The following is a 21,981-nucleotide window of genomic DNA, read 5'->3' as shown; positions in this document are numbered from 1 at the left end:
CAAAAAGCGCGACCGAAGTCGCGCTTTTTGTTTTCGGAGCGTACCGGTGATCAGCCCGTGATCTGGATCTGCATGCCGGTGCTGGTGTACACCGGTGTGGCTTTGAAACCAGCTACGTTCACGGTGGTGAACTTGCCTTGCAGTTTACCGGCGGTGATGACGGTCAGCGTGCTGCCCACCGCCGGGGCAAAGCCGCTGGCGAATTTCACATTCAGCGTGCCACCGACCAGGGTTACCGTCCCGCTGGCCTTCAATTGGCCCTGACCATTGTTGCCCAGATTGGCTTGTGTGCTACCGGCAGCCAGTTGGGTGTAGTTCACGGTGGTCACCGGGCTGGTGGCGTTGAACACGGCCGTGCCGCCAGCCACATAGACATCGCCATTGCCAAAGCCGGTCACCGAGTCTGCTTGCAGCGTACCGCCATCAATCTCTGTACCGCCGGTATAGCTGTTGTTGCCGTTGAAGACGAGTGTGCCGGTGCCAGAGAGGCTGAACTTGCCCTTGCCGGCAATATCGTTCTGCCAGTAATCCAGCGCGTTGAATCCACCTTGTGTGGCATCCATGGCCACGCTGACGTCACCGTTGAATGCACCATAGCCATCGGCAGCGGCAAACAGGTTCAGGCGGCCCCAGCCTTCTTTGTCATCCATGACCGGGTAGCCAGAGGCCACTGCGGTCGTCTTGAGCACGATGCGACGCTGGTCAGCGCTGAGGTAGGGCAGGCGGGTTTCCAGCAGGATTTCGGCATCCTTGGGCACTTGTGCGGTCTTGCCGGTATCGGCGATCTGCGGGAAACCATAGGTCAGGCGGCGCAGGTAATTGGCCTTGTTGGTGGCGTGATCAGCGAAGCGATCCGTACTGGTGGTGCCAGAGTGCGCGTACTGGTTGAACGCAGCCAGCGTGGTGGTGTTGGTCGCAGCCATCAGCGCGGTATGCGCTTGCGTGACAGCGGCCTGGCGGGTGGCGGCGGTGTTGGCGACCAGGTTGGCGGCGACCAGGGCTTCAGACTGGATACGACCGCCCATGACATCCAGCGGGGAATGCATGCCGGCAATGATGCGGTTCTCGCCCAGTTCCAGCGCACGGGTTGCCATTTCCTGGAAGCGTTCTGGCACCAGATAGGCCATGGCCAGACCATCGCGACCCGCTTCGGCGGCGTGACCGCTGGGGAAGCCACCGTCAACGTTCGGTGTACCGCTTTCCGCAGGCACCAGCGCCGGGACGACGATCACGCTGCTGCTCCAGCGCCACGGGCGGGCGTATTTGTAAAAGCGCTTGGCGGGTTCGGTCGAAGCATTGTTGCCCATGCTGCTGATCAGATCCACCGCAGCGCCAAAGCTCGTGTTGCCCGAAGACGTACCTACACCGATGTTGTTACCGTTGTCGTTGTACAGCACGGTGGTCGCATCAGAAGCCACGCTGGTGATGGTTGTGGTTTGCTGGGCGGCGGTACGCCAGGCGCCCGTCAGTGGGCCCATGCCATCCGTGACGCTGTAGCCTTTCTGGCGGCGGTCATCCAGGTACGCGGCAGTTGCTTGATCGGCTGTGCGGCTGGTGGTGGCGTTGATGACGTAATTGATATTGGTACTGAGGATGGACGCGTTGACGATGGTGCCGTCGGTGGAGTCCCCCGGAATACCTGTCCAGCTTGATGCCACCACAGCAGGGTAGCTGCCGTTTGCGGCGGCGGTCACGCCGGCATCGACGATCAGTGTGCTGGGCGTCCACAGCGCCAGGTAGCCATCCAGTACACGCACGCCAGCATTGGTGGCATCTGTCGCGTAGCGGGCATCGCCGCGCTGGTTGGTGTAGGCGTAGTCCACAAATGGCAGGATGCTGGCTTCGTCCTGGACCGGCGCGGTATCAGCGGTACCCAAGCCCTTGGGGGCTGCCGGCACAGAGAAATTATCAGGGCTGGAGGTGGCGGTTGAGTCATCACTACTACCACCGCAGGCCGCCAGGGCCAGGGTAACAGCAAGGGCGATGGGCAGAAGGGCGGCGGGCGGTGCGTATCGGTTGTTATGCATTTGGGTACCAGGCGTCGAAGAGAGAAACCCTGCAGTGGCAGGGCAAGAAAAAACGTCTGATATATTAGAAAGTTCATGTGATACATCAGTGACGGAAAATTGAAGATCAAATTGCAAAATTGTGGCGGCGCGTCATATTGTGCAAACCCGCATGCAGACTTGATACAAACCGGTTTGAAATAAATTCTGGAAAAGAAGCGCAAAGCCGTCAGAAATGCACTGCAGCATGACTGTAACCAGAGTGTCATTCAGGTAGAAAACGGGCAATTGTAGGCAATGGCCTACGTTTGGCGGCTGGGTGAAACAGCTTTGCTTGCAAGCAATGACAGCTTGCTATACTTGCGCAGGGCAAATATCCCGGGGTGGTGAAATGACACCATTGCAGCAATGTTATTACCGCAAGGCGATAGAACATCTGTATGCCTGGCCCGAAGATTTTGACCGGCTTAATCTGGCGATGTCGGCCATCGCGCAGTTGAGTGGCGCTGGTGTCGGGCACTATGTGGCCGTTGATCTGGCCACCCGGCAGTTGACCGAGTCATGTATTACGGTGCCGGCCCTGATCAAGGCTGATCAGGAATATCGTGACTACTTCGGCACCATAGACCCGCGGATTGAGTGGTATATCAATGCCGCGCTCGCGCAATGGCGGTGCGATCAGGATCGCTATGATTTGCGCTTTGTGCGCCAGAATGAGTTCTACAACGATTATTTGATTCACTATGGCTTTTGCCGTACCACTGCAACCGTCTTGCGCCGGACCGAGCGCATTGTGGAGTGCGTCGTGTTGGTCAAGGCCAGAGACGCACCAGATTACACGGCCAGCAGTTTGCAGCTGCTGTCCTGTATTTCATCACACATGGTGCGTGCCGCTCACCTGCGGGCGCGTCTGCGTGAGCTGGAAGCCCAGCAGAAGGCTTCAGAACAAACCTTGTCGGTATTGCCGTTTGGGGTAGTCTGGCTGGATCAGCAAGGGCAGGTGTGCTGGATGAACGCCTCTGCAAGATGCAGTCTGGCCAGCAGTGACGGATTGGGTATTCGCCAGAATAAATTATTTGCCAGCAACACGAACGTAGACCGTTTGTTGCAGCTGGCATTGCGACAAAGCCTGTGGGCCACACCCAGAACAGGTCAGGCATTGCGCGTGAACCGGCGAGATCTACCATGGCCGTTGTTGGTCTCTATCCTGCCCATGACGCGACCCACGGGCGAAGCATGCGGCGTGGCCGGCCAGGGACCTTGTGCGCTCGTGATCATCCAGGACACAGCCATCCGGGCAATGACGCAACCTCATCTGCTGGCACAGATGTTCGGGCTGACACCCGCCGAAGTGCGTTTGGCTCAGGCCTTGCTGGAGAACACCACAGTGGAAGAGTTCGCCACTTCGCAAGGCGTGAGTCGCACGACAGTGCGCACGCATCTGGCGCATCTGTTTGCCAAAACGGGAACCAGCCGCCAGGCAGAACTGGTCCGCATGCTGGGTCTCATCATCGGGTTCGTGACAATGGATGGGTCCAATACGGCATTACTGTCCTGACCACTCAGCAGACAAAACAAAACGGGCCGCATGTGCGGCCCGTTGCAGGTCAGGTCAGGCTTACGGTGCCGGGTTGGCCAGGCTACCCCACAACGTGCCGCCTGCCAGTTTGCCGGTTAGCACCTTGATTTTGGAGTTCGCCCAGGTGATCGCGCCCTGGTTAGCTGTATCGGTCCGGTCGATCTCATCTGTGGTCGTGTACACCGCGCCCAGTTGTGGCACATGGTGTTCCACATCATTTTCGGTCACGTTATAGCTATTGCCGGTCTGCGTCTGCGTGAAGGTGGCAGATACCTTGCAGGTCGCAAATGTGCCCAGCGGTGTGGTGATCGAACTGCGACCGTTATAGGTGTAGGCCCCCTGGAAGACGGTCTGGTTGACTGACCCCGGGGTGGTCCAGCTGTTTTGCTCATACTGGTTGATGGCCGAAGTGATGGTTTCACCCTTGCGCAGGCCATTGAACCAGACCAGCGGCATGCTGTGCGGGTCATAGAACACGCGCTGGAAGTAGCTGCCATCGACTGGCGCGTTGCTGGCGCTGTTTGGATCACCATCTTGTTCCCAGCCCGCCGGCGCACCGAACGGATCGAGCCAGGTATGCCCGTTCAGTGCCCACATCACACCGTTGTTGCTACCCGTGGGGCGGGTCGTTGGTGCCACAGAACCGGTGCCCGTCCAGCTGCCATTCACGAGGTAGCGGTTGGTCGCATCGCTGCCGCCGCTCAGGCGCGTTGGCTGACCCGCCACGAAGGCATAGTAAAACTGGTTGCTGACCGGCGTGTCCTGGATGACCAGACTGGAGTTACGCCACTCCCAACCTGTTGCTGTGCCGCTGGTGTAGGTAGTGACCAGGTCCTTGTCCAGACGGTAAATGCTTTGTGCGGCGTGCGTGGTATCGCTGCTGCTGGCCAGGCCGGCCGGCAGCGTGGTGCTCTTCAGGCAGCTTTCCAGCGTACTGTCATCGGGCACCAGCGATTGCCCATAGTTGGTGTTGCCGACCACAGCACCGATCAGATCGCGGTTATTGGTCATGACATAGGTGGTACCGCCGCTGCCATTGGAGTTCTTCTGGCTGTATTCGCGACGCACCGCACCGATCGTCGGCGCCGTATACATGATGGTTTGATAGCTGATGTTCACCTGGTTGTCCGGCCGGGTGAGCGTGCCCTTGGTGGTGTAGCTACACACATTGAGCGAGCCCAGCGGCGTGGTGATCGTTTTCTTGCCACTGTAGGTGACGGTGTAGTTCTCTTGCCACGGCGTCTGGTTGCCATCGTTCAGCTGATATCGCGTCCGTTGATACGACTGCCCTGAGCCAGTGAGCCCATCCAGCGGTGCTTCTGCCGTCTGGCCGGCTGCGTAATAAAAGCCAGACAGATAGTTGTTGTCGGCGCCCGCTGCGGACGGGTTGTCACTGCTGCCATGTTCTTGATAACCCAGGTAGGCGCCACCGATTGGGGCGTAGTAGTCGTCCAGATTCAGGAACCATGCCAGCGGATTGCCATTGCTACTACGGACAATCAGCCGGGTCGGGGTGACCGCCGCAGCGAGCGAGCCATTGCTGTCGAGGTAAGAGGCCGTCTGCCGTGGCTGCATTTCCCACAGCGCGGCGTTGTTCGTGCCTTCGGTGTCTGCACCGCGTGAAGCGCTCCAGGTCGTATTGCCACCGCCATCCAGATCGGATTGCTGGTAGCTGGTGGCGATCCAGCGTGCGTTGATATCCGGCAGCGTAGAGAGCGTACTGGTGGTGACACTGGCAGGCAGCGGGCTATTGAGCGTCAGGTCAGTCAGGCAACCGCCGTAGGTGGAGGTGTCGATATGCGCTGACGGAGGCGTGCCGCCAGAGGGCGGGGTCCCGCCGTTGTTCTGGGTGGTGGTTTGTGCCAGTTGGGCAATGAACGCGCTCAGGCTGGGCAGGGTGGCCGTGGTGTTTTCCAGGACCTGGTCCGCTGAATTGCCAGCGACAATATGGGCCGTGAAAAAATCACCGATATTGGTCGGATCAACACCCGCAGCAGTGAGTGTGTTTTGCACCATGGTTCTGGCGTTGGCAATGGCCGTTGCGTTGATCAGTGCCGAGGCCTGATGGCTAGTGCCCACCAGGTCAAAAAAGTCGGCAGGCAACTGGCCCGACAACGCAGCAACGACCATGCTGGTCAGCGGTGTGACATTGGTGGTACCGCCACCGGTTGAAATCGAATACAGATCACCGCTATTGCTGCTGGCCTTGATCACCAGCGGCGGCACAAGCCCGGCCAGTGTGGCTTGCGAGAGCGTGTAGTTGCCATTGCTGTCTGCGGTGGTGGTCACCGTCTTGCCGTTGCTGTCTTTGACGGTGATGGCTGCACCAGCGACGACCTGGCCCGTGGCGACGGTGCCGGTCATGGCGGCGGCCTGCGTGGCCGTAGCCGGGTTGTCAGAACCACCGCCGCCGCAACCGGCCAGCAGGGCGGTGGCGATCACACACGACAGTAACGGAGGGAGCGCCCGGCGCAAGGCGGGGCGTGTACGTTGGGATTTCATGGCTCATCTTCCTGATTCTGGGTTGTTATGTTTTCGTGCCTTTGATCACACCGGACACCGGTCTGTGCCAGGTTCCATGTTGTGATGCACGCTAGCGGCGATTGTAGGAAGCGCCCGCCGGGCCTGACCTCATCTGAATGAATGAGGCAGGCCCGACGCCGGTCGGGCCGTGTAAATTCGTGTATCCGAAAACACGGTGGACTGACCGAAGGCATAACTTTGTCATCTGGATGAATGAGGTCAAGCGCAGGCATGGTGCGCCATACTTCCCGTCGCATCGTTACAACACCAAAGACGGGCATGCAAAGGCGGGGGTGATCATGAAGCAGTGGCTGTTTTGCAGCGGGTTTTCAGCGACCTTGCTGGCTTTGGGCCTGGTGCTGGGCCAGCATAGCGTGGCGAGTGACGAAGTCGTGGTGTTTGAAGACAGCTTCAGCACCGCCCCGGATGCACGCTGGACCGGGCAAAAAGGCGGTTCACACGGCGGCAAGGTGGTGGATAACCCGATCGGGGAAGGCAAGGTGCTGACCTTCAAAAAGCCGGTCTTTGGCGGTGATCTCTTTACCGCCAAACTCATCGGGCCGGGGCATTATCGCTTGAGCGTGGATTACCTGGTGAAGGGGTGCCCGGATGACCGATGCGGCGGTGCAATTGCTCTGGTGGATGAGAGTGGCAAAGAACTGAAGTTGTTGTTCGGGCCATTCAATGTAGAGGGCACCAAAGCCTATCAAGGTGCCAAGTTTGACCAGGTGGTACCGCCCACTGCCACCTGGATGCCGCTAGAGGCAGATTTCATTGAGCAGGAGCCGTTTCGACTCTTGCTGGAACACTGGAATGCCGACGGTGCGAAAGAAGGGCACGTGTATTACCGCAATCTGAAGCTGGTAATGCAGAACCCCTGAACCTGGCCCGCCCGCGTCCGGTCATGTATCAGTCTGTATTGATATGCAGCCGTAAATGCAGGCTGCGATACGCCCGGGGCGATGTACCGGTCGCGCGCTTGAATACGCGGCGGAAATAGCCAGGGTCATCAAATCCGCACTGCAGGGCGATCTCGTCGATAGTGTGTTTGCCATCAGACAGCAGATTGGTGGCGTGGCGCACGCGCCGGGTGTGGATCGCTTCGGTCAGCGTGCACTGGTAATGCTTGCGGAACACGCGTCCCAGGTAGTCCGGATTGCACGCCAGTTGTGCCGCCAGGCTGGATGCCGTAATCGGCATATGAAAACTGGTACGGATCAGCGCCTCAGCACGTCCGGCCAGCACGGCAGACTGGCTATCGAGTTCACCGCCCACTGCGCGTGATGAAGTGACCTCCCACAACATCTGCATGGCCATCAGGTTCATCGGTACCGCACGTTCACCCAGCAAGGCTTGTTCATTGAGCAAGCGCCGGAATAAACCGGTCATGTGTTCGGGCCTGCTGACATAGGCGTGCTGGGGCACCTGCAATTGTGTGGCATCGCTGCACATCAGTGGTGCAGGCAACGTTAAATGCACCCAGAAAAATTGCAGGTCGGGTGGGAAGGGCGCCGTGCCGCCGTGCTCGCGATCAGGCCACAGCAGGAGGGTTTCCTCCTCTCCCACCTCAAAACGACGGCCGGATTCTTCAATCGAGAGCATGCCGCGTTTGACATAAATCAGCTCAAACGAGTCGATGATCCGCCGCGGATGCGTGCCTACGCCACGGGAAATAAACAGCCCGCCGTTAGAGACATGCACTGGCATATGGACATTCAGGCTAAGTTGCGTATCCATGGCTTAAAAGTCGGAATTGTCCCGTTCTGCAAGGTTTTCGTCATCTTGTCGGTCATTACGGCGGGCGTCAACATGCTCACACGTCATTGCCCTCATGTGGGGCAGTCGGAATGGCAACAGACCATCTCCCGGTGGCGTCCTGGTCGATAACATGGAGGAGACAGAAAATGAAAATTTCTGCTTTTGTAAAACGACTTGCAGGTGTACTGGGCACTTCCGCCCTGGTAGTCAGCGGTAATGTGCACGCAGAAGAAATCAGCTTCTGGGTACGTGCGGCTGATCAAGCTTTTGTAGAGCCCATGGTCAAAGCGTGGAACGACAAACACCCCACCAAGGTGGCGCTGACCGTGATTCCCAGTGACGATTTTGTCACCAAGTTTGGCACCGCAGTGGCTGGTGGTGGCGCGCCGGACGTGGTCGCCATCGACCTCATCTTTGTGCCCGCGTTTGCACAGGCGGGGCAGTTAAGTGACCTTTCCGCCGAGGTCAAAGGTCTGCCATACGCCAAGGAGTTGTCGCCCTCGCACATGCGGTTGGGTGCCTATAACGGCAAGCAGTATTCCGTGCCATTCAGTGCGGAAAGCTCCATCCTTTTGTACAACAAACAACTCTTCAAACGCGCTGGCCTGAACCCGGATGTCCCGCCTAAAACCATGGCGGAAATCCAGGCTGCGGCCAAGAAGATCACCGGGCTGGGTGGCGGGGTCAAAGGGTTCTATTTCTCTGGTGCTTGTGGTGGCTGCAATGTCTTCACGCTGACCCCATACGTCTGGGCATCTGGCGGAGATGTGCTGTCTGCCGATGGCAAGAAAGAAACGCTGGACAACCCCGCCCTGCGCAACACGCTCACCATGTACCGCCAAATGTGGACAGATGGCTTGATGCCCGGTGGTGCCAAAACCGATAACGGCAGCAACTTCATCAACCCGTTCTTCACCGGCAAGATCGGCATGATGGGTTCGGGTGCGTTCTCGATTGGTCTGCTGAAAAAAGAACACCCCGAAATCGACTTTGGCGTCGCACCATTGCCGGGTGCCAAGGGTGGTTCGGCCAGCTTTGCCGGGGGCGATTCGATTGCCATTCCGGCTACGTCAAAGAACAAGAAAGCCGCATGGGAGTTCATCACCTGGTGTCTGTCGTCTGACGTGCAGATCGACCAGTTTGCCAAGGGCGGCAGCATTCCGGTGCGCGCTGACTTCGCCAATAACACTTATGCCAAACAAGACCCGCGTGTCGGGATCGTGTCGGCCGCCATGCAATCTGGCAAAACGCCGTATTCGCCTTATTTCAACCAGCTCTTCAACGATCCCAACGGCCCTTGGCTGGCCATGATTCAGGAAGCCGTGTTCGGCAAGGGCGTTGATCCGGCGATCAAGGATGCGCAAGGGCGCTTCAAGCAGATCCTCGGCAACTGAGCGGCACTTACGTTGAAACCCTGCATCTGGCGGCAGGCAGGTTCTGGCTGCCGCCAGTGCAAAGGTGAGAACAGATATGACTCTGCTGACACGCCCTGTTCCGGCACGGCAGCTTGCCGGGTACTGGTTCATCCTGCCTTGTCTGACGGTGACGACGCTGTTTTTTATCGTCCCGCTGTTCATGACGATCTGGATGTCATTCAATCACTGGCCCTTGCTGGGTCACCCTGAATTCAGTGGTCTGTCCAACTACGTTGACCTGCTGCAGGATTCCTCGTTCTGGGCCAGTTTGTGGTTCACCGTCAAATACACCCTGGTGGTGACGCCGGCCATTTTCATCCTGGCCTTTGCGCTGGCCTTGCTGGTGCATCGCAGTGTCGGATTTGTCGGGTTTTTCCGCACAGCATACTTCTTGCCAGTCGTGATCGGCATGACTGCCGCCAGCTTGTTGTGGACGTGGATGTTCAACGATCAAGTGGGCATTTTCAGCGCCATTCTGATGGACCTGCATCTGATCGATGAACCCATCCAGTGGCTGGCCGAGACCAACTCCGCGCTCGGTTCCATTGTGGTGATGGTGCTGTGGAAAGCCACGGGTTTCACCATGGTGATCTTGCTGGTCGGTATGCAGGCTATTCCGGAGGACCTGTATGAAGCGGCCAATCTGGATGGTGCAGGCCGCGTGCAGCAAATTCGCTATATCACCATCCCCATGATGCGCCGCACCTTTGCGCTGGCGCTGATCATGTCCGTGATTGGCTCTTTCCTGGCGTTCGAGCAGTTTTACGTGATGACGCGTGGTGGCCCATTCAACAGCACCATCACCGTGGTGCACTGGATTTACCGCGCATCGTTCACGTATTTCAAGCTCGGATATGGCGCGGCCATGTCGGTGGTATTGCTCCTCATTCTGGTAGCGCTCTCGGTGCTGCAGATGTACCTGTTGCGAGAAGACAATGACTAACTTCGTCCCTATCGCGCTGGAAGCGCCCGCGTTGTCGGTGGAGATCGCGTCCTCCAGCAAAGTGTTGAAGCAGCGGCTGGTCGACACCGCGTATTACGTCATTGCCACGGTCCTGGCGCTGATGTTTCTGTTCCCGATCTTCTGGTCTTGCATGACGGCCCTGGAGACCTCGTCGGAAGCCATGGCCTCGCCCCCGCATTACTGGCCCAGCCGGTTTTCATTAGAAAACTTTGCCAACCTGGCGCATTACGGCCAGGGCATCGGGCAGTACTTGTGGAACAGCACCGCCGTGGCATTGATGACGGTTTCGGCCACGGCGGTGTTGTCCACGCTGGGTGGTTACGGGTTCTCCAGGTTCCGTTTTCCGGGTCGCAATCTGATTTTCATGCTGATCCTGTCGACGCTGATGATCCCGTTCCAGTCCATCCTCAACCCGCTATTCATCTTGCTGCGCGCCATGCACCTGCAAGACACCAAGGTCGGGCTGGCGCTGGTGTACACCACGTTCCAGCTACCGTTTTCGGTGTTCATGATGCGCAACGCCTTTGATGCTGTGCCAAGAGAGATCGAAGAAGCGGCGGTGCTGGATGGTTGCCGGCCATTGACGATGTTGCGCCTTGTCATGTTGCCGCTGGTAGGGCCAGGTCTGGTGACGGTCTGCCTGTTTGCTTTCTTTGGCTCCTGGAATGAACTGCTGGCCGCGCTGATTCTGATTTCCGACGCGCGCCAGTTCACCTTGCCGGTGATGCTGCTCAACGCACAAAGCGGCCAATTGGGTGCCGTGAACTGGGGGCTGATGCAAGCCGGCATCACGCTGTCCATCCTGCCTTGTGCAGCGCTCTTTTTGTTACTGCAACGCTATTACATCCACGGCCTTGTGGCCGGTGCTGTCAAGTAATGATTCAAAAACAAGGGGTTGTGTATGAATTCGCCTGATCGGATCAGCAAATATGCCGTTGACTTCAGCCGTTCCTGCCATGTGCAACTGCGCCCGGTGCCTGTTGGCGCTGTCACGCTGGGCGGAGATTTCTGGCAGCCGCGCATGCAGCGCAATATCGCCGTCACCCTGCCGTCACAGTACGCGCTGCTGGAGAGCACAGGCCGGCTGAACAATTTTCGCCGGCTGACGGGGGAATGCACCGACCCGTACGCCGGTATTTTTTTTAACGATTCGGACATCTACAAGTGGCTGGAAGCTGCGGCCTGGGCCCAGGTACACGGCCCGGTTCCTGAACTGGAAAAATATGTCGATACCGCGATCACGCTGATCGAAAAAGCGCAGGACAAAGATGGCTATATCAACACGTACTTCAGCCTGGAGCGCAAACACCTGCGCTGGACTGATCTGAGAGACTTGCATGAGATGTATTGCGGCGGACATTTGATCCAGGCCGCCGTGGCGCACCACCGTGTGACCGGGAGCGACCGGCTCTTGAACGTTGCTACACGTTTTGCCGACTTGTTATGCGAGATCTTCGGCCCGACCGAACAGGGCAAACGCGTGGCTGTCGATGGCCATGAAGAAATCGAAATGGCGCTGATTGAACTGGCGCGCGAAACCGGCAATTCCCGCTATCTGCAACAGGCCAGATTCTTTATCGAGGCGCGTGGTCAGCGCACGTTGACCGGCGGGCGCTGGGGAGTGGACTACTTTCAGGATCACGTACCCATCCGCGAGATGACCACGCTGTGCGGCCACGCTGTGCGCGCGCTGTATATGGCTTGCGGTGTGACAGATCTGGCGCTGGAAACCGGGGATGCCAGCTTGCTGGATGTCCTGGAAAAGCAATGGACCAATCTCGTCACCCGGCGCATGTATATCTCTGGGGGGTTGGGTTCCCGCCACGATGGCGAGGCACTGGGCAAGGATTTTGAACTGCCTAACGAGCGCGCCTACACGGAAACCTGCGCGGCCATTGGCAGCATGATGTGGAACCACCGTCTGCTGGCCGCCACAGGCAACGCCCGTTATGCCGATCTGATCGAATGGACGCTCTATAACGGCATGCTGCCGGGCTGGGGGCTGGACGGAAAACACTATTTCTATGTGAACCCGCTGGCGGATGACGGCGAACATCACCGCCAGGAATGGTATGACGTCGCCTGCTGCCCCCCGAATGTTGCGCGCACGCTGGCCGAGTTGCCCGGCTACGTTTACAGCACCAGCGAAGATGAAATCTGGGTCAACCTTTATATGCACAGCGAAGCCCGGATTCCGCTGGGCGATCGGGTGGTGACGCTTTCCCAGCTCAGCAACTACCCGTGGGATGGCCATATTGACCTGAGCGTGGGCACGGCGGGCAGCTATGCCATCAATGTCCGTATCCCGGGCTGGTGCCAGGAGGGGGCCTCGGTACGCGTGAATGGAGATGCACTGGCCAGCCGCGTTGTTCCGGGCGAGTACCTGGCCATTGAACGCTTGTGGAAGCCTGGCGATGTGATCGCACTGGATTTCCCCATGACCGTCCAGACCTGGCAAAGCCACCCGCATCTGCATGACAACGCGGGGCGCGTGGCGCTGTCACGCGGACCGGTGCTGTATTGCCTGGAAGAACTGGATCACTCTGGTGGCGACCTGCAGGACCTGGTCATCAAAGGTGACGTGCCACTTCAGGCCGTGTTCGAGCCAGGCTTGCTGGGTGGCGTGACGGTTCTCAAAGGCGAGGCGACGCGCAAGCTACCGGATGACGCCTGGCGCAACACGCTGTATCGGCCAGTCTCAGCAGTGACCAGGTCGGGTGGAGTCAGCCTGCCGGTGTTGGCGATTCCGTACTTTGCCTGGCAAAATCGCGGCGCATCACGCATGTCGGTGTGGCTGGAGCATGATGGCCAATGTGGCTGCGCGGGCTGAGGAAAACACCATGGCCAGCCTGCAACTCAGACATATCGGCAAGCAGTACGACAACACCGGGCCGGAGATCATCAAGGACCTTTCCATGGATATTCACGACGGCGAGTTTGTCGTGTTTGTCGGCCCGTCCGGCTGCGGTAAATCCACCATGCTGCGCATGATTGCGGGGCTGGAAGACATTACCAGCGGCAGCTTGATGATCGACGGTGTACGTGCCAATGACATCGCGCCCTCACAACGGGGGGTAGCGATGGTGTTCCAGAGCTACGCGCTCTACCCGCACATGACAGTGGGGGAGAACATGGGTTTTGGGTTGAAGCTGGCTGGCCATGACCCGCAAGAAGTACGCGAGATCGTTGGCAAGGCGGCAGAGATTTTGCAACTGTCGCACTTGCTGGACCGCAAACCCCGAGCGCTCTCCGGCGGGCAGCGGCAACGCGTCGCCATCGGCCGCGCCATTGTGCGCAAGCCCAAGGTGTTCTTGTTTGATGAGCCACTCTCTAATCTGGATGCCGCGTTGCGGGTCAGCATGCGGATCGAACTGGCCCGGCTACACAAAGAACTGGGCACAACCATGATCTATGTGACGCACGATCAGGTTGAAGCCATGACACTGGGCACGCGCATCGCGGTATTCAACCAGGGCACCGTGGCACAAATGGGGCCGCCGGTTGAGTTATATGACCGGCCGGCCAATCAGTTTGTGGCTGGTTTTCTGGGTTCGCCGACCATGAACTTCATTGCTTGTACACCGGCCTCTTCGAGCCGGGGTGAAGGCGCGAGTGTAGAGATTGGCGGCGGGCATCGTGTGACCGTGCCCAATATCATGCTGGATCAACAAGGTTTGCCCGCCACGCTTGGTATCCGGCCGGAGCATGTGCGCATTACCACCGAGTCTGAAGGGCTTGCGGCACGGGTCGATTTTGTAGAACACCTGGGAGACCATCAGGTGGTGCACGGCAAGCTTTTGCACACCGATCAACCTGTGGTGGCCAAGGTACCCATGTCAGTCAGTCTGGATGACGCCAATCCGGTGGTGGGGCTGGCGTTTAATCCGGCAGCGTGCCGCCTGTTTGATCAGCAAGGCGTCGCGTTGGTTTAAACCACAACGGCCTGTCCGCCTGGCAGGCCGTTGTGCGTTGGTGATGCAATTTAGCAATTGCGGCTAAGTGCCGAACAAGCTGATGCGCAATACTGCACGGCATGAACCCGCGACAATCCCAGGCGCTTTACCGAGAGCGCATCGCCCGTGCCGTGGCCGCCATCGTGCGCGACCCGCTGGCCGAGCACACGCTGCAAGGTCTGGCCGCGCTGGCGCATTTTTCGCCGTTTCATTTTCATCGGGTTTATCTGAGTGTGACGGGCGAAACCGTCGCCGCCACCATTCGCCGCGTGCGGCTGGCGCAGGCCACGCGGCAATTGGTGCAGCGTGAACCCAGCGTGACGCGGATCGGGCAGGATGCGGGTTATGACAGCCCGCAGGCGTTCTCCAGGGCGTTCCGGCAGTTTACCGGCGCATCGCCGCAGGCTTTTCGCAGCAGGTTGCGGCAACACCAGGGGCCGCCGGTCTTGCTGGAAACCCTGCCTGCCATGCAGGTACAGGCACTGCGTCATGTCGGCCCGCCTGCAACCATCCCCCACACCCAACGCCAGCTAAGGCAAATGCTGGGACCAACCCCGGTACGCACCTGGCTGGGTCTGGCTTGGGGTGATCCGCAAGTCGCCGGTGACTTTACCTACTACGCGGGTGCCGTGTTCGATCCCGCGACATTGATCCAGGGGATGACTCAACTGGAGGTGGCCTGTGGCCTGTATGCGATCTACACCCTGGCCGGCCCTTATGCGCAGATTGGCGCAGCGATCAACGCACTCTATGCAGTGTGGCTACCGCAAAGCGGCTATGAGCCGGAAGACCGGCCCGTACTGGAGCACTACCTGAATTCCCCCCGAGATACCGCGCCGGAAGCACTACAGACCCGGCTGATGATCCCTGTCCGCGCCATCAATGCGGCTGCCGGAGCAAGCGTATGAATCTGTTGTCTCAAGTCTTTGTTGCCGCGGTCATGGCGACGGCCAGTCTGGCTGCATCTGCCGCCGGTTTCGCCTGGATTACCGTGCCGGCCGATGCCACCGGCCCGGCATTGACGGGGGCGGTCTGGTACCCGTCGGCCGCGCCACCAGGCGCGCTGGCGCTGGCGCCCTTTACCTTGAATGTGGCCAAAGATGCGCCGTTGCAGGGCGATCATCTGCCGCTGGTGGTGATGTCGCATGGCACAGGCGGCAGCGCGCTCGGGCACCAGGACACTGCCGCTGCACTGGCTGATGCCGGTATGGTCGTTGCTGCCATCAATCATCCGGGCGATAACTTTCAAGACCTGAGCCTGCAGATGCATGTCGCGCCGTTTATATCCCGGCCACGTGATATGTCGCGACTGATCTCCTGGATGACGCATCAATGGCCAGGCGCCGGGCATATCAACGATCAAGCGATCGGGCTGTTTGGATTTTCACGCGGTGGCTACACGGGCCTCGTTGAAATCGGTGCCGTGCCGGATCTGAAACTGGGTGAAACTTTTTGCGTGCACCAGCCTGATTTACCTTTCTGCACTGAAATCAAAGGCCCGTTGCCCGCTTTCCCACCGGCGGACCCCCGGATCAAAGCCGCGGTGATTGTTGATCCGTTATCCGTGTTCAGCGCGGCGGGGTTGGCCAGAGTCAGCGTGCCTGTCCAGTTGTGGGCTTCTGAATTTGGGGGCGATGGTGTGACGCCAGAGCGCGTCGCGGCCATTGGCAAAGGCTTGCCGCAGGCGCCGGAGTTCTACAGCGTGCCGGGGTCAGGCCACTTCAGCTTTCTGGTGCCATGCCCGGCGCAGCTGGCATCTGCCCGACCGGAACTGTGCAAAGACCGCCCGGGGTTTGACCGGGTGGCCTTCCATCAGCGCTTTAATGCTCAGGTCACCGCGTTTTTCCAATCACATCTGGATCCGGCGCAGCCAGCAACGCATTGATGTCCACTGCCGCGGCCATGGCCTTGTTGCCGGCATCGCCAGGATGCAGGTGATCGCCCGAGTCATACGCTGCTTTCAGATGTAGTGGATTGGCCGGGTCTTGCATCAGTGCATCGAAATCGATCACTGCATCAAAGGTGTGGCTGGTTTTGATCCAGGCGTTGACCTGCTGGCGCAATGCATCTTTTTCTGGCTGGTAGTAGTTATCCAGCGGCGTGCCCGGTAATGCGCCGGCAAACGGGGTGAGCGTGGCGCCGATAACCCGCACTCCATGCAGGTGCGCCTGCCTGACCAACTGCGTATAACCCGCAGTCAGCATGGCACTTGGCGGACGCCTGGCTTGCGGGGCAAAGGCCGTGCCGGGCCAGCTGATGTCGTTGATGCCAATCAGTACAATGACTGTATCCACGCCGGGCTGTGCGAGTACATCGCGCTCAAACCGTACCAGCGCGCTTTCGCCCATGCCATCAGCCAACAAGCGCCCGCCAGAGATCCCGGCGTTGATCACCGCAATCCCATGCGGTGCCAAGCGCTCGGCCAGTGCGTCAGGCCAGCGAGTATCTGCATTGAGGCTGGCGGCGGCGCCGTCGGTGATCGAATCGCCAATAATGGCTACAGTGCGCGCAGGCTGCGGGGTTTCAATCAGGATGTCGCTGAGCAGAATGCGGGCGCTGGTACTTTGCACGCCAGCGGTTTCATCCTTTTCGGGCTGCGCGCTGGTCGTCTGGTTCCCTGGCATGATCCACGCGGTTTCCCGGCCATCCCAATGAAAGGTGGTCAGCGGCGTTGGTCGAGGCAAATACAGGTTGACGACCAGCCTGGCCAGCGCGGGCACCGGCAAATCAAGTGGATCGCTGATCAGGGTTGCACCGGGAGCGATCCGGGCGACGGGTTTGCCGTCAAACAAAAGCGGGTGGGTGGCCGCGCCAACCACGGCAACACTGGCGGCGCCCAACTGGATGGGTTGCGTCCCGTAGGTATTGGAGAACACAAGGCGCACGCGTTGACCACCCAGACTGATACGGACCACTTGGCGCACGGTCTGGTCATGCAGTGATTCGGGCACACGAGTGGGCAAGACAAACCCGGCACGCCAAACGCGTTGCGGGCTGGCGGTCCAGGTGGCCACCCAGTGATTGCCGGGCTGTTCTGCCCAGGCGGGCGCGGTGACCAACAGCGTTGCAATCCACAGCGCCGTACCCAGCCAGCGCGGTGCGGTCTGCCTGATGAAATGAGCTAAATGTGGCTTCATGATTTGTGACTTCATCGTTTAAAGGTGACTCAATGATGAAATCAACGACATGAATGAACTAGACTCTTCGCAGGAACAACATTTGTGACGTCAATTCATGGCCAGACTGGATATCAACCGCGCCGGCGAAATGGAAGTTTTTGTCCGCGTGATCGAACTCGGCGGTTTCTCTGCCGCTGCCCGCGCCTGCAACATGACCCCATCGGCCGTCAGCAAGCTGGTCTCGCGGCTTGAACAACGGCTGGGTGCGCGGCTGATCAACCGTTCCACCCGCCAGTTGCAACTGACACCCGAAGGCTGTGTGTTTTACGAGCGCGGCATTCGCGTACTGGCTGATCTGGAAGAAGCCGAACGTTGCGCCAGCAGCCACAGCACCCCGCGCGGACGTGTGCGGATCAACGCCAACGTGCCATTCGGCCATCACTTTCTGTTACCGCTGGTGCCGCAGTTTCTGGCGCAATACCCGGATGTCACGCTGGATATTGTTCTGACCGATGAAGTGGTGGACATCCTGGAGCAGCGCACAGATGTGGCGGTTCGTGCCGGGCCGCTCAAATCATCCAGCCTCACCGCCCGCAAGCTGGGCCAGACCCGCATGATGATCGTCGGTGCGCCAGACTACCTGGCCCGCTGTGGCACACCCACCACGCCGGATGAGTTGCTGGCACACAACCGCCTGGGCGCCAATTACGCGCGCGCCCAATCCGGCTGGCCACTGCGGTATGAAGGTGAAGACCTCATCCTGCCGGTGACCGGCAACGCGCAAGCCAGTGACGGCGAAGCACTGCGTCATCTGGCACTGGCTGGCTTGGGCCTGGCGCGGCTGGCGGCGTTTCAGGTGCAGGATGACATCGCCGCAGGGCGGCTCGTGCCGGTGCTGGAGCACGCTAACCCGGGCGATGAAGAAGAAGTCCACGCCGTGTTTGTCGGGCAGGGTGGTTACTTGCCATTGCGGGTGCGGGCGCTGCTGGATTTTCTGGTGGAAAAGGTCAGATTGTGAACAGAAGGCACCCCGCATTGGCAGCGAGGCGCCGTTGGCTCAGTTCGGGTCCAGGTAATACACTGCAGTGGGCGTTGCTAGCCAGATACGGCCGCCGACAACGGTATAAACGCTATTGCTGAGCGCATCGGGCAACACGTAGTCGCGCCACGTTGCGCCATGGTCGGTGCTGGTATGCAGGGTATGCCGGAAATCGGCCGCGCTTTTGGCAATGTCTGTTTTGTCTACGGTATCAATCAAGAGCAACCCGGGTGTCGCCCGAAAACGCGCAATCAGGCCTGGTTGCTTGCGTATCGCGCTGATTGCATCGCGCTTGACTGCAAACAGGGTGCCCGGTTCGGTTTCGTTGTCGGGCACGTGCAGCAGGTAGCCGGTACGCCCATCATCCTGAATGGATTGCAATATGCGCCCGTCAGGAGGCAATGTAGCGACGACGCTGTCCCGCTCTGGCGCGTACGGCAACACGATGGCATGAATCAGCGCGGGATGTTCGCCTTCTACATAGATAATGGTCCGGCCAGCGACGTGGACCAGAGACTGGCCGACATTCAATCGGGTGTGGGGCAGTGCATCGACCCAGCTTTTTCCTCCATCCTGCGTCTCTAGCACTTGCGTGGTGAAGTCAGGTTTCGCGTCCTGATGATATGTGCTGGCCAGGAGGAAATAGTGAGTCCCGCTTTCGGGATGAAGCGAGCAGCTGACCGGGCCGGTGCACGACACGGGCAGTGGGACAGGTGACCAGGTTGTGCCTTGATCGGCTGAACTGGCAAAGGTAGACCACCGGCTGTCCAGATTGTCGGCCGCATATTGTTCAATCTCTGCAGTCCATACGCCCTGGTGTTCTGCCTGCACATGCGCCACCTCGCTGGATGCAAAGATCTTGGCTGTCTGGCATTCACGGGTGGACGCAGTACAACGCATGAGTGGATTCCCGGCCCCTGATTGAGCGCTCTGCCATTGCCAGCGCATATTCACGCCGATCATGGCCGCATCATGGTTAGCGCCGATACGCAGATAGTCCTTCGCTTTGGCGGGCAACGGGAATGGGGCGGGCAGCAACTTGCCGGCGAAATGCCAGGGGCCGCAGTCGCCTTCCGTTGCGCCAGGGGCGCAGGCTGCACCAGTATTTGCGGCGGCAGGCGCAGCGGGTTGGCCCCACGCCGTATGAAGAGCCAAGCCAAAAACAAGTGCGCTCAACAGCGCGACGGGACGAATACGATCAGGCTTCATTTTCGGGGGGACTGAACCATTAGCATTGGATGTGCGACGGGCAGCACGCAGTCTACCAGCCTGATTGTTTTTGCAGCGAGGCTGGCCCGCCAGATTGTTTCATCCGGCGGGTTGGTGCCATTACATCATCAGAACGTCGTTGTCACACTACCAAACACGCTGCGCCGCGCGCCGTATTGCGGGGCGCCGACGCCCACGCCGGTGCCGTCTCGCAGCAGGTAAACGTGATCAAACACATTGAGCAACGCCAGTCGCCCTTCAATCTGCAAATTGCTGGCGGTTTTCCAGGTATGCGTATAGGTGGTGTTGAATACGGTGTACGAAGGCAGCGAGGCGCTGTTGGGCGCGCCGCCGCCCGGTGTACGGCGCAGGCCACTGCCAAACAACATGTCACCACTGACCAGGTTCTGCCCAAACCGATAGCCGACGCCAGATGACGCCGTCCAGGTCTGGTCGTGGTCCAGGTAGATATTGTGGTTGGCAATCCAGGCCAGCTCATCCGGATCAAACAAAGACTGGCCGGACACAATGTTCTTGCCCTGGGCTTTCTGGTACGCCACGTTCAGATAGCCATTCCATGGCCCGCTGCCGTAGGTGGCCGAGAACTCCACCCCGCGCGCATAGCCCTCTGCATAATTGAAGGGGGAGAGGATCAACGCCTGGCCAAACTGGCCTTCATCGAGCAGGTTTTTGATGCGCTTGTAGTAGGCATCCAGCGCAATGGTGAGTGCCGGTGTGAGTTTGTGGCTGGCGCCCACATCAAAGTAATGCGTGCGCTCTGCCTTGACGCTATCCGAAGTCGATACCGCAGGCTGGTTGGTGGTGCCGTTGTACAGATCAATGCTCGATTGCGCCGCCAGCTCTTGCGGCGGCGGCGTGAAATAACGCGAATAACCGGCGTGGATCAGCGTGTTATCACTGGCTTGCCAGGCCAGGTTGATACGGGGGCTGAACTGGTGTTCCTGGGTGAACGCGGAAACTTCATCAAACCGCAGCCCGTAATTGAGCGTGAACGCCGGGTTGATCCGCCATTCATCTTGCGCGTACACGCTCACCAGGCTACCGGTTTTGCTGCTGTTATCGATGACGGTGGTGGGGGCGTTGCTGGTTTGCGTGCCATCTTCATCCACCGCAAAGACCGATACGGTGTTGTTGCTGGCCGTCCCCTGGCGTTGCAATTGGGTGCCTGCCCGCAGCGTGTGTGCGGGGTTGATGCGCCAGGCGGCATCCAGTTGTACACCATTGGCAGAATTGGAGCGGAAGGTATCAGAGGCGACGCCGTTGTAGACCAGATCGCCAATCTGGTCTGGATAGAAGTGCAGATCTGAATACTGGTGGAAGACGGACAGCTGGTAATCGACCGCTTCAAAGCTTTGTTGCAAAGACAGTGCGACAAAGCGGTTGACCTCGCGCTGGCGCTCATCCACCTGGCTGGATGGATAGGTGTTGAACCCAGTGGCAGGATCGCTCACGCCGGCCAGGGCATAGGCCGGGTCTTGATCCGGATTGGCCGGGATTTCATAGCGCCCGTTGTAGGTGCCAAACAGCAAACCGACACGAGTTTGGTCATCCACAAAGTATTGGAAATTGCCAAAGCTGCGCGATTGCCAGGTGTCGTCATGCAGCGGGTCACGTGTGGGCTGCGGGTTTTCCAGCCCGGCAGAACTGGTCAGATAACTGCCAGACACGTAGTAGTTAAGCCGTCCGGCACTGCCAAACAGGGCGGCGCTGGGCGCGAAGGTATCGTTGCTGCCCACTTCCACCCCCACGCGGCCACCCGGCGTGATGGGGCCAGAACGCGTCTGGATGTCCACCACGCCTGCCGTACGCAAGCCGTACTGGGCGGGCAGTGCGCCGGTCAGGAAATCCAGGCTATCCACATAACGCGTATCAAATGCCGAGCCAAAGCCGGAGATCGCCTCGGGCAATTGCACGCCATCCACGCGGTATTGCACGTTGCCGTGATCATCCCGCACATGCAATGAACCCGAGCCTTTTGAGTCTGCATCCACGCCTGGCAAGCGCAGCAGAATCTGGTCGAACGAGGCGGCATCGCCACGGCCGAAGCTGTCGATGGTGCTGCGATCGATGTGATAGACCGTGGTGCCGACATCGGGTGACAGCTCGATCCGTGCATTTTTTAAACGCTCTGCCGTGACGGTGAGGCTGGGCAAATCAGCATCGGCGGCTGCGGTGTCAGCCTGCGCAATTTGGGGCAACGACAAACCGGCCAGCAGCAGGGCCAGCGGGCGCAAGGGGAACGGGAACATGGATTTGCTCTCTCTTTGATGATGCCGGGGATGGCGAAACCGAATTTGCAACAATGTTGCATTTGCCGCGCATGCTACCGGAATAAATACAAAATGCAACATTGTTGCAAAATGAAGGGGCAAAAAAAAAGCCTTCGCAAGGAAGG

At 59.2% G+C, this 21,981-nt stretch carries 16 protein-coding genes; 10 read left to right on the top strand and 6 right to left on the bottom strand.

Features of this window, described 5'->3' with window-relative positions; translation table 11 throughout:
- Nucleotides 1-50: 50 nt before the first annotated feature.
- A complete protein-coding gene (locus tag IEX44_RS18900) occupies nt 51-2,027 on the bottom strand; it encodes an acid phosphatase (RefSeq protein WP_188697850.1) in 1,977 nt (658 codons plus the stop codon).
- A 370-nt stretch (nt 2,028-2,397) separates the two neighbouring features.
- Here IEX44_RS18900 and IEX44_RS18895 point away from each other — a divergent pair, with 370 nt between their 5' ends.
- Nucleotides 2,398-3,564 carry a helix-turn-helix transcriptional regulator gene (locus IEX44_RS18895; protein WP_188697846.1) on the top strand — a complete coding sequence of 389 codons (1,167 nt, stop codon included), beginning with the start codon at nt 2,398-2,400 and terminating at the stop codon, nt 3,562-3,564.
- A gap of 60 nt (nt 3,565-3,624) precedes the next feature.
- On the opposite strand, the gene IEX44_RS18890 is transcribed toward IEX44_RS18895, so the two are convergent.
- Entirely contained in the window at nt 3,625-6,087 is a 2,463-nt protein-coding gene (locus tag IEX44_RS18890; RefSeq protein ID WP_188697844.1) for a carboxypeptidase-like regulatory domain-containing protein, read from the bottom strand.
- A 320-nt stretch (nt 6,088-6,407) separates the two neighbouring features.
- Between IEX44_RS18890 and IEX44_RS18885 the strand changes: the two genes are divergently transcribed.
- Nucleotides 6,408-6,989: a hypothetical protein gene (locus IEX44_RS18885; RefSeq protein WP_188697841.1), complete on the top strand. Its 582-nt coding sequence runs from the start codon at nt 6,408-6,410 to the stop codon at nt 6,987-6,989.
- A gap of 28 nt (nt 6,990-7,017) precedes the next feature.
- Here IEX44_RS18885 and IEX44_RS18880 read toward each other — a convergent pair whose 3' ends face one another.
- Complete coding sequence (locus IEX44_RS18880; protein WP_188697838.1) at nt 7,018-7,845, bottom strand: helix-turn-helix transcriptional regulator; 828 nt, start codon at nt 7,843-7,845, stop codon at nt 7,018-7,020.
- 167 nt (nt 7,846-8,012) lie between these two features.
- Between IEX44_RS18880 and IEX44_RS18875 the strand changes: the two genes are divergently transcribed.
- The 7 genes from IEX44_RS18875 to IEX44_RS18845 all read left to right on the top strand — a co-directional run bounded on the left by IEX44_RS18875 (nt 8,013) and on the right by IEX44_RS18845 (nt 16,083).
- Nucleotides 8,013-9,260, top strand: coding sequence for an ABC transporter substrate-binding protein (locus IEX44_RS18875; RefSeq protein ID WP_188697834.1), 1,248 nt, complete (start codon nt 8,013-8,015; stop codon nt 9,258-9,260).
- Between the two features lie 76 nt (nt 9,261-9,336).
- Nucleotides 9,337-10,224 carry a carbohydrate ABC transporter permease gene (locus tag IEX44_RS18870; RefSeq protein WP_188697831.1) on the top strand — a complete coding sequence of 296 codons (888 nt, stop codon included), beginning with the start codon at nt 9,337-9,339 and terminating at the stop codon, nt 10,222-10,224.
- Entirely contained in the window at nt 10,217-11,122 is a 906-nt protein-coding gene (locus IEX44_RS18865) for a carbohydrate ABC transporter permease (RefSeq protein WP_188697829.1), read from the top strand. Before IEX44_RS18870 ends, IEX44_RS18865 begins: the two co-directional genes overlap by 8 nt.
- Before the next feature lie 24 nt (nt 11,123-11,146).
- Nucleotides 11,147-13,075 (top strand): glycoside hydrolase family 127 protein, encoded by a 1,929-nt coding sequence (locus tag IEX44_RS18860; RefSeq protein WP_188697826.1) that lies wholly within the window; start codon nt 11,147-11,149, stop codon nt 13,073-13,075.
- A 10-nt stretch (nt 13,076-13,085) separates the two neighbouring features.
- Complete coding sequence (locus tag IEX44_RS18855) at nt 13,086-14,177, top strand: ABC transporter ATP-binding protein (protein WP_188697823.1); 1,092 nt, start codon at nt 13,086-13,088, stop codon at nt 14,175-14,177.
- Nucleotides 14,178-14,278: 101 nt separating this feature from the next.
- Nucleotides 14,279-15,106: an AraC family transcriptional regulator gene (locus tag IEX44_RS18850; RefSeq protein WP_188697820.1), complete on the top strand. Its 828-nt coding sequence runs from the start codon at nt 14,279-14,281 to the stop codon at nt 15,104-15,106.
- The gene (locus IEX44_RS18845; protein WP_188697818.1) at nt 15,103-16,083 is read left to right on the top strand and encodes an alpha/beta hydrolase family protein; all 981 of its coding nucleotides are present in this window, start codon (nt 15,103-15,105) and stop codon (nt 16,081-16,083) included. Before IEX44_RS18850 ends, IEX44_RS18845 begins: the two co-directional genes overlap by 4 nt.
- Here IEX44_RS18845 and IEX44_RS18840 read toward each other — a convergent pair.
- Nucleotides 16,031-17,335, bottom strand: coding sequence for an SGNH/GDSL hydrolase family protein (locus IEX44_RS18840; RefSeq protein WP_188697815.1), 1,305 nt, complete (start codon nt 17,333-17,335; stop codon nt 16,031-16,033). The genes IEX44_RS18845 and IEX44_RS18840 overlap by 53 nt on opposite strands.
- A gap of 97 nt (nt 17,336-17,432) precedes the next feature.
- Between IEX44_RS18840 and IEX44_RS18835 the strand changes: the two genes are divergently transcribed.
- Nucleotides 17,433-18,335, top strand: coding sequence for a LysR family transcriptional regulator (locus IEX44_RS18835; protein WP_188697812.1), 903 nt, complete (start codon nt 17,433-17,435; stop codon nt 18,333-18,335).
- A 39-nt stretch (nt 18,336-18,374) separates the two neighbouring features.
- Here IEX44_RS18835 and IEX44_RS18830 read toward each other — a convergent pair whose 3' ends face one another.
- Together IEX44_RS18830 and IEX44_RS18825 are read right to left on the bottom strand one after the other, a co-directional pair.
- Nucleotides 18,375-19,565 (bottom strand): hypothetical protein, encoded by a 1,191-nt coding sequence (locus IEX44_RS18830; RefSeq protein WP_229679322.1) that lies wholly within the window; start codon nt 19,563-19,565, stop codon nt 18,375-18,377.
- 128 nt (nt 19,566-19,693) lie between these two features.
- Nucleotides 19,694-21,835, bottom strand: a complete 2,142-nt coding sequence (locus tag IEX44_RS18825) for a TonB-dependent receptor (RefSeq protein WP_188697806.1) — start codon at nt 21,833-21,835, stop codon at nt 19,694-19,696.
- Between the last annotated feature and the right edge of the window lie 146 nt (nt 21,836-21,981).

It is taken from the genome of Silvimonas amylolytica (genome assembly GCF_014645555.1).
Taxonomy (GTDB): Bacteria; Pseudomonadota; Gammaproteobacteria; order Burkholderiales; family Chitinibacteraceae; genus Silvimonas; species Silvimonas amylolytica.
This window is presented reverse-complemented; position numbering and strand designations above follow the sequence as displayed.

What these genes read in the sequence shown, in the direction of transcription:
- IEX44_RS18900 (WP_188697850.1), bottom strand. Translation starts at nt 2,027, where the DNA reads ATGCATAACAACCGATACGCACCGCCCGCCGCCCTTCTGCCCATCGCC.
- IEX44_RS18895 (WP_188697846.1), top strand. Translation starts at nt 2,398, where the DNA reads ATGACACCATTGCAGCAATGTTATTACCGCAAGGCGATAGAACATCTG.
- IEX44_RS18890 (WP_188697844.1), bottom strand. Translation starts at nt 6,087, where the DNA reads ATGAAATCCCAACGTACACGCCCCGCCTTGCGCCGGGCGCTCCCTCCG.
- IEX44_RS18885 (WP_188697841.1), top strand. Translation starts at nt 6,408, where the DNA reads ATGAAGCAGTGGCTGTTTTGCAGCGGGTTTTCAGCGACCTTGCTGGCT.
- IEX44_RS18880 (WP_188697838.1), bottom strand. Translation starts at nt 7,845, where the DNA reads ATGGATACGCAACTTAGCCTGAATGTCCATATGCCAGTGCATGTCTCT.
- IEX44_RS18875 (WP_188697834.1), top strand. Translation starts at nt 8,013, where the DNA reads ATGAAAATTTCTGCTTTTGTAAAACGACTTGCAGGTGTACTGGGCACT.
- IEX44_RS18870 (WP_188697831.1), top strand. Translation starts at nt 9,337, where the DNA reads ATGACTCTGCTGACACGCCCTGTTCCGGCACGGCAGCTTGCCGGGTAC.
- IEX44_RS18865 (WP_188697829.1), top strand. Translation starts at nt 10,217, where the DNA reads ATGACTAACTTCGTCCCTATCGCGCTGGAAGCGCCCGCGTTGTCGGTG.
- IEX44_RS18860 (WP_188697826.1), top strand. Translation starts at nt 11,147, where the DNA reads ATGAATTCGCCTGATCGGATCAGCAAATATGCCGTTGACTTCAGCCGT.
- IEX44_RS18855 (WP_188697823.1), top strand. Translation starts at nt 13,086, where the DNA reads ATGGCCAGCCTGCAACTCAGACATATCGGCAAGCAGTACGACAACACC.
- IEX44_RS18850 (WP_188697820.1), top strand. Translation starts at nt 14,279, where the DNA reads ATGAACCCGCGACAATCCCAGGCGCTTTACCGAGAGCGCATCGCCCGT.
- IEX44_RS18845 (WP_188697818.1), top strand. Translation starts at nt 15,103, where the DNA reads ATGAATCTGTTGTCTCAAGTCTTTGTTGCCGCGGTCATGGCGACGGCC.
- IEX44_RS18840 (WP_188697815.1), bottom strand. Translation starts at nt 17,335, where the DNA reads ATGAAGCCACATTTAGCTCATTTCATCAGGCAGACCGCACCGCGCTGG.
- IEX44_RS18835 (WP_188697812.1), top strand. Translation starts at nt 17,433, where the DNA reads ATGGCCAGACTGGATATCAACCGCGCCGGCGAAATGGAAGTTTTTGTC.
- IEX44_RS18830 (WP_229679322.1), bottom strand. Translation starts at nt 19,565, where the DNA reads ATGAAGCCTGATCGTATTCGTCCCGTCGCGCTGTTGAGCGCACTTGTT.
- IEX44_RS18825 (WP_188697806.1), bottom strand. Translation starts at nt 21,835, where the DNA reads ATGTTCCCGTTCCCCTTGCGCCCGCTGGCCCTGCTGCTGGCCGGTTTG.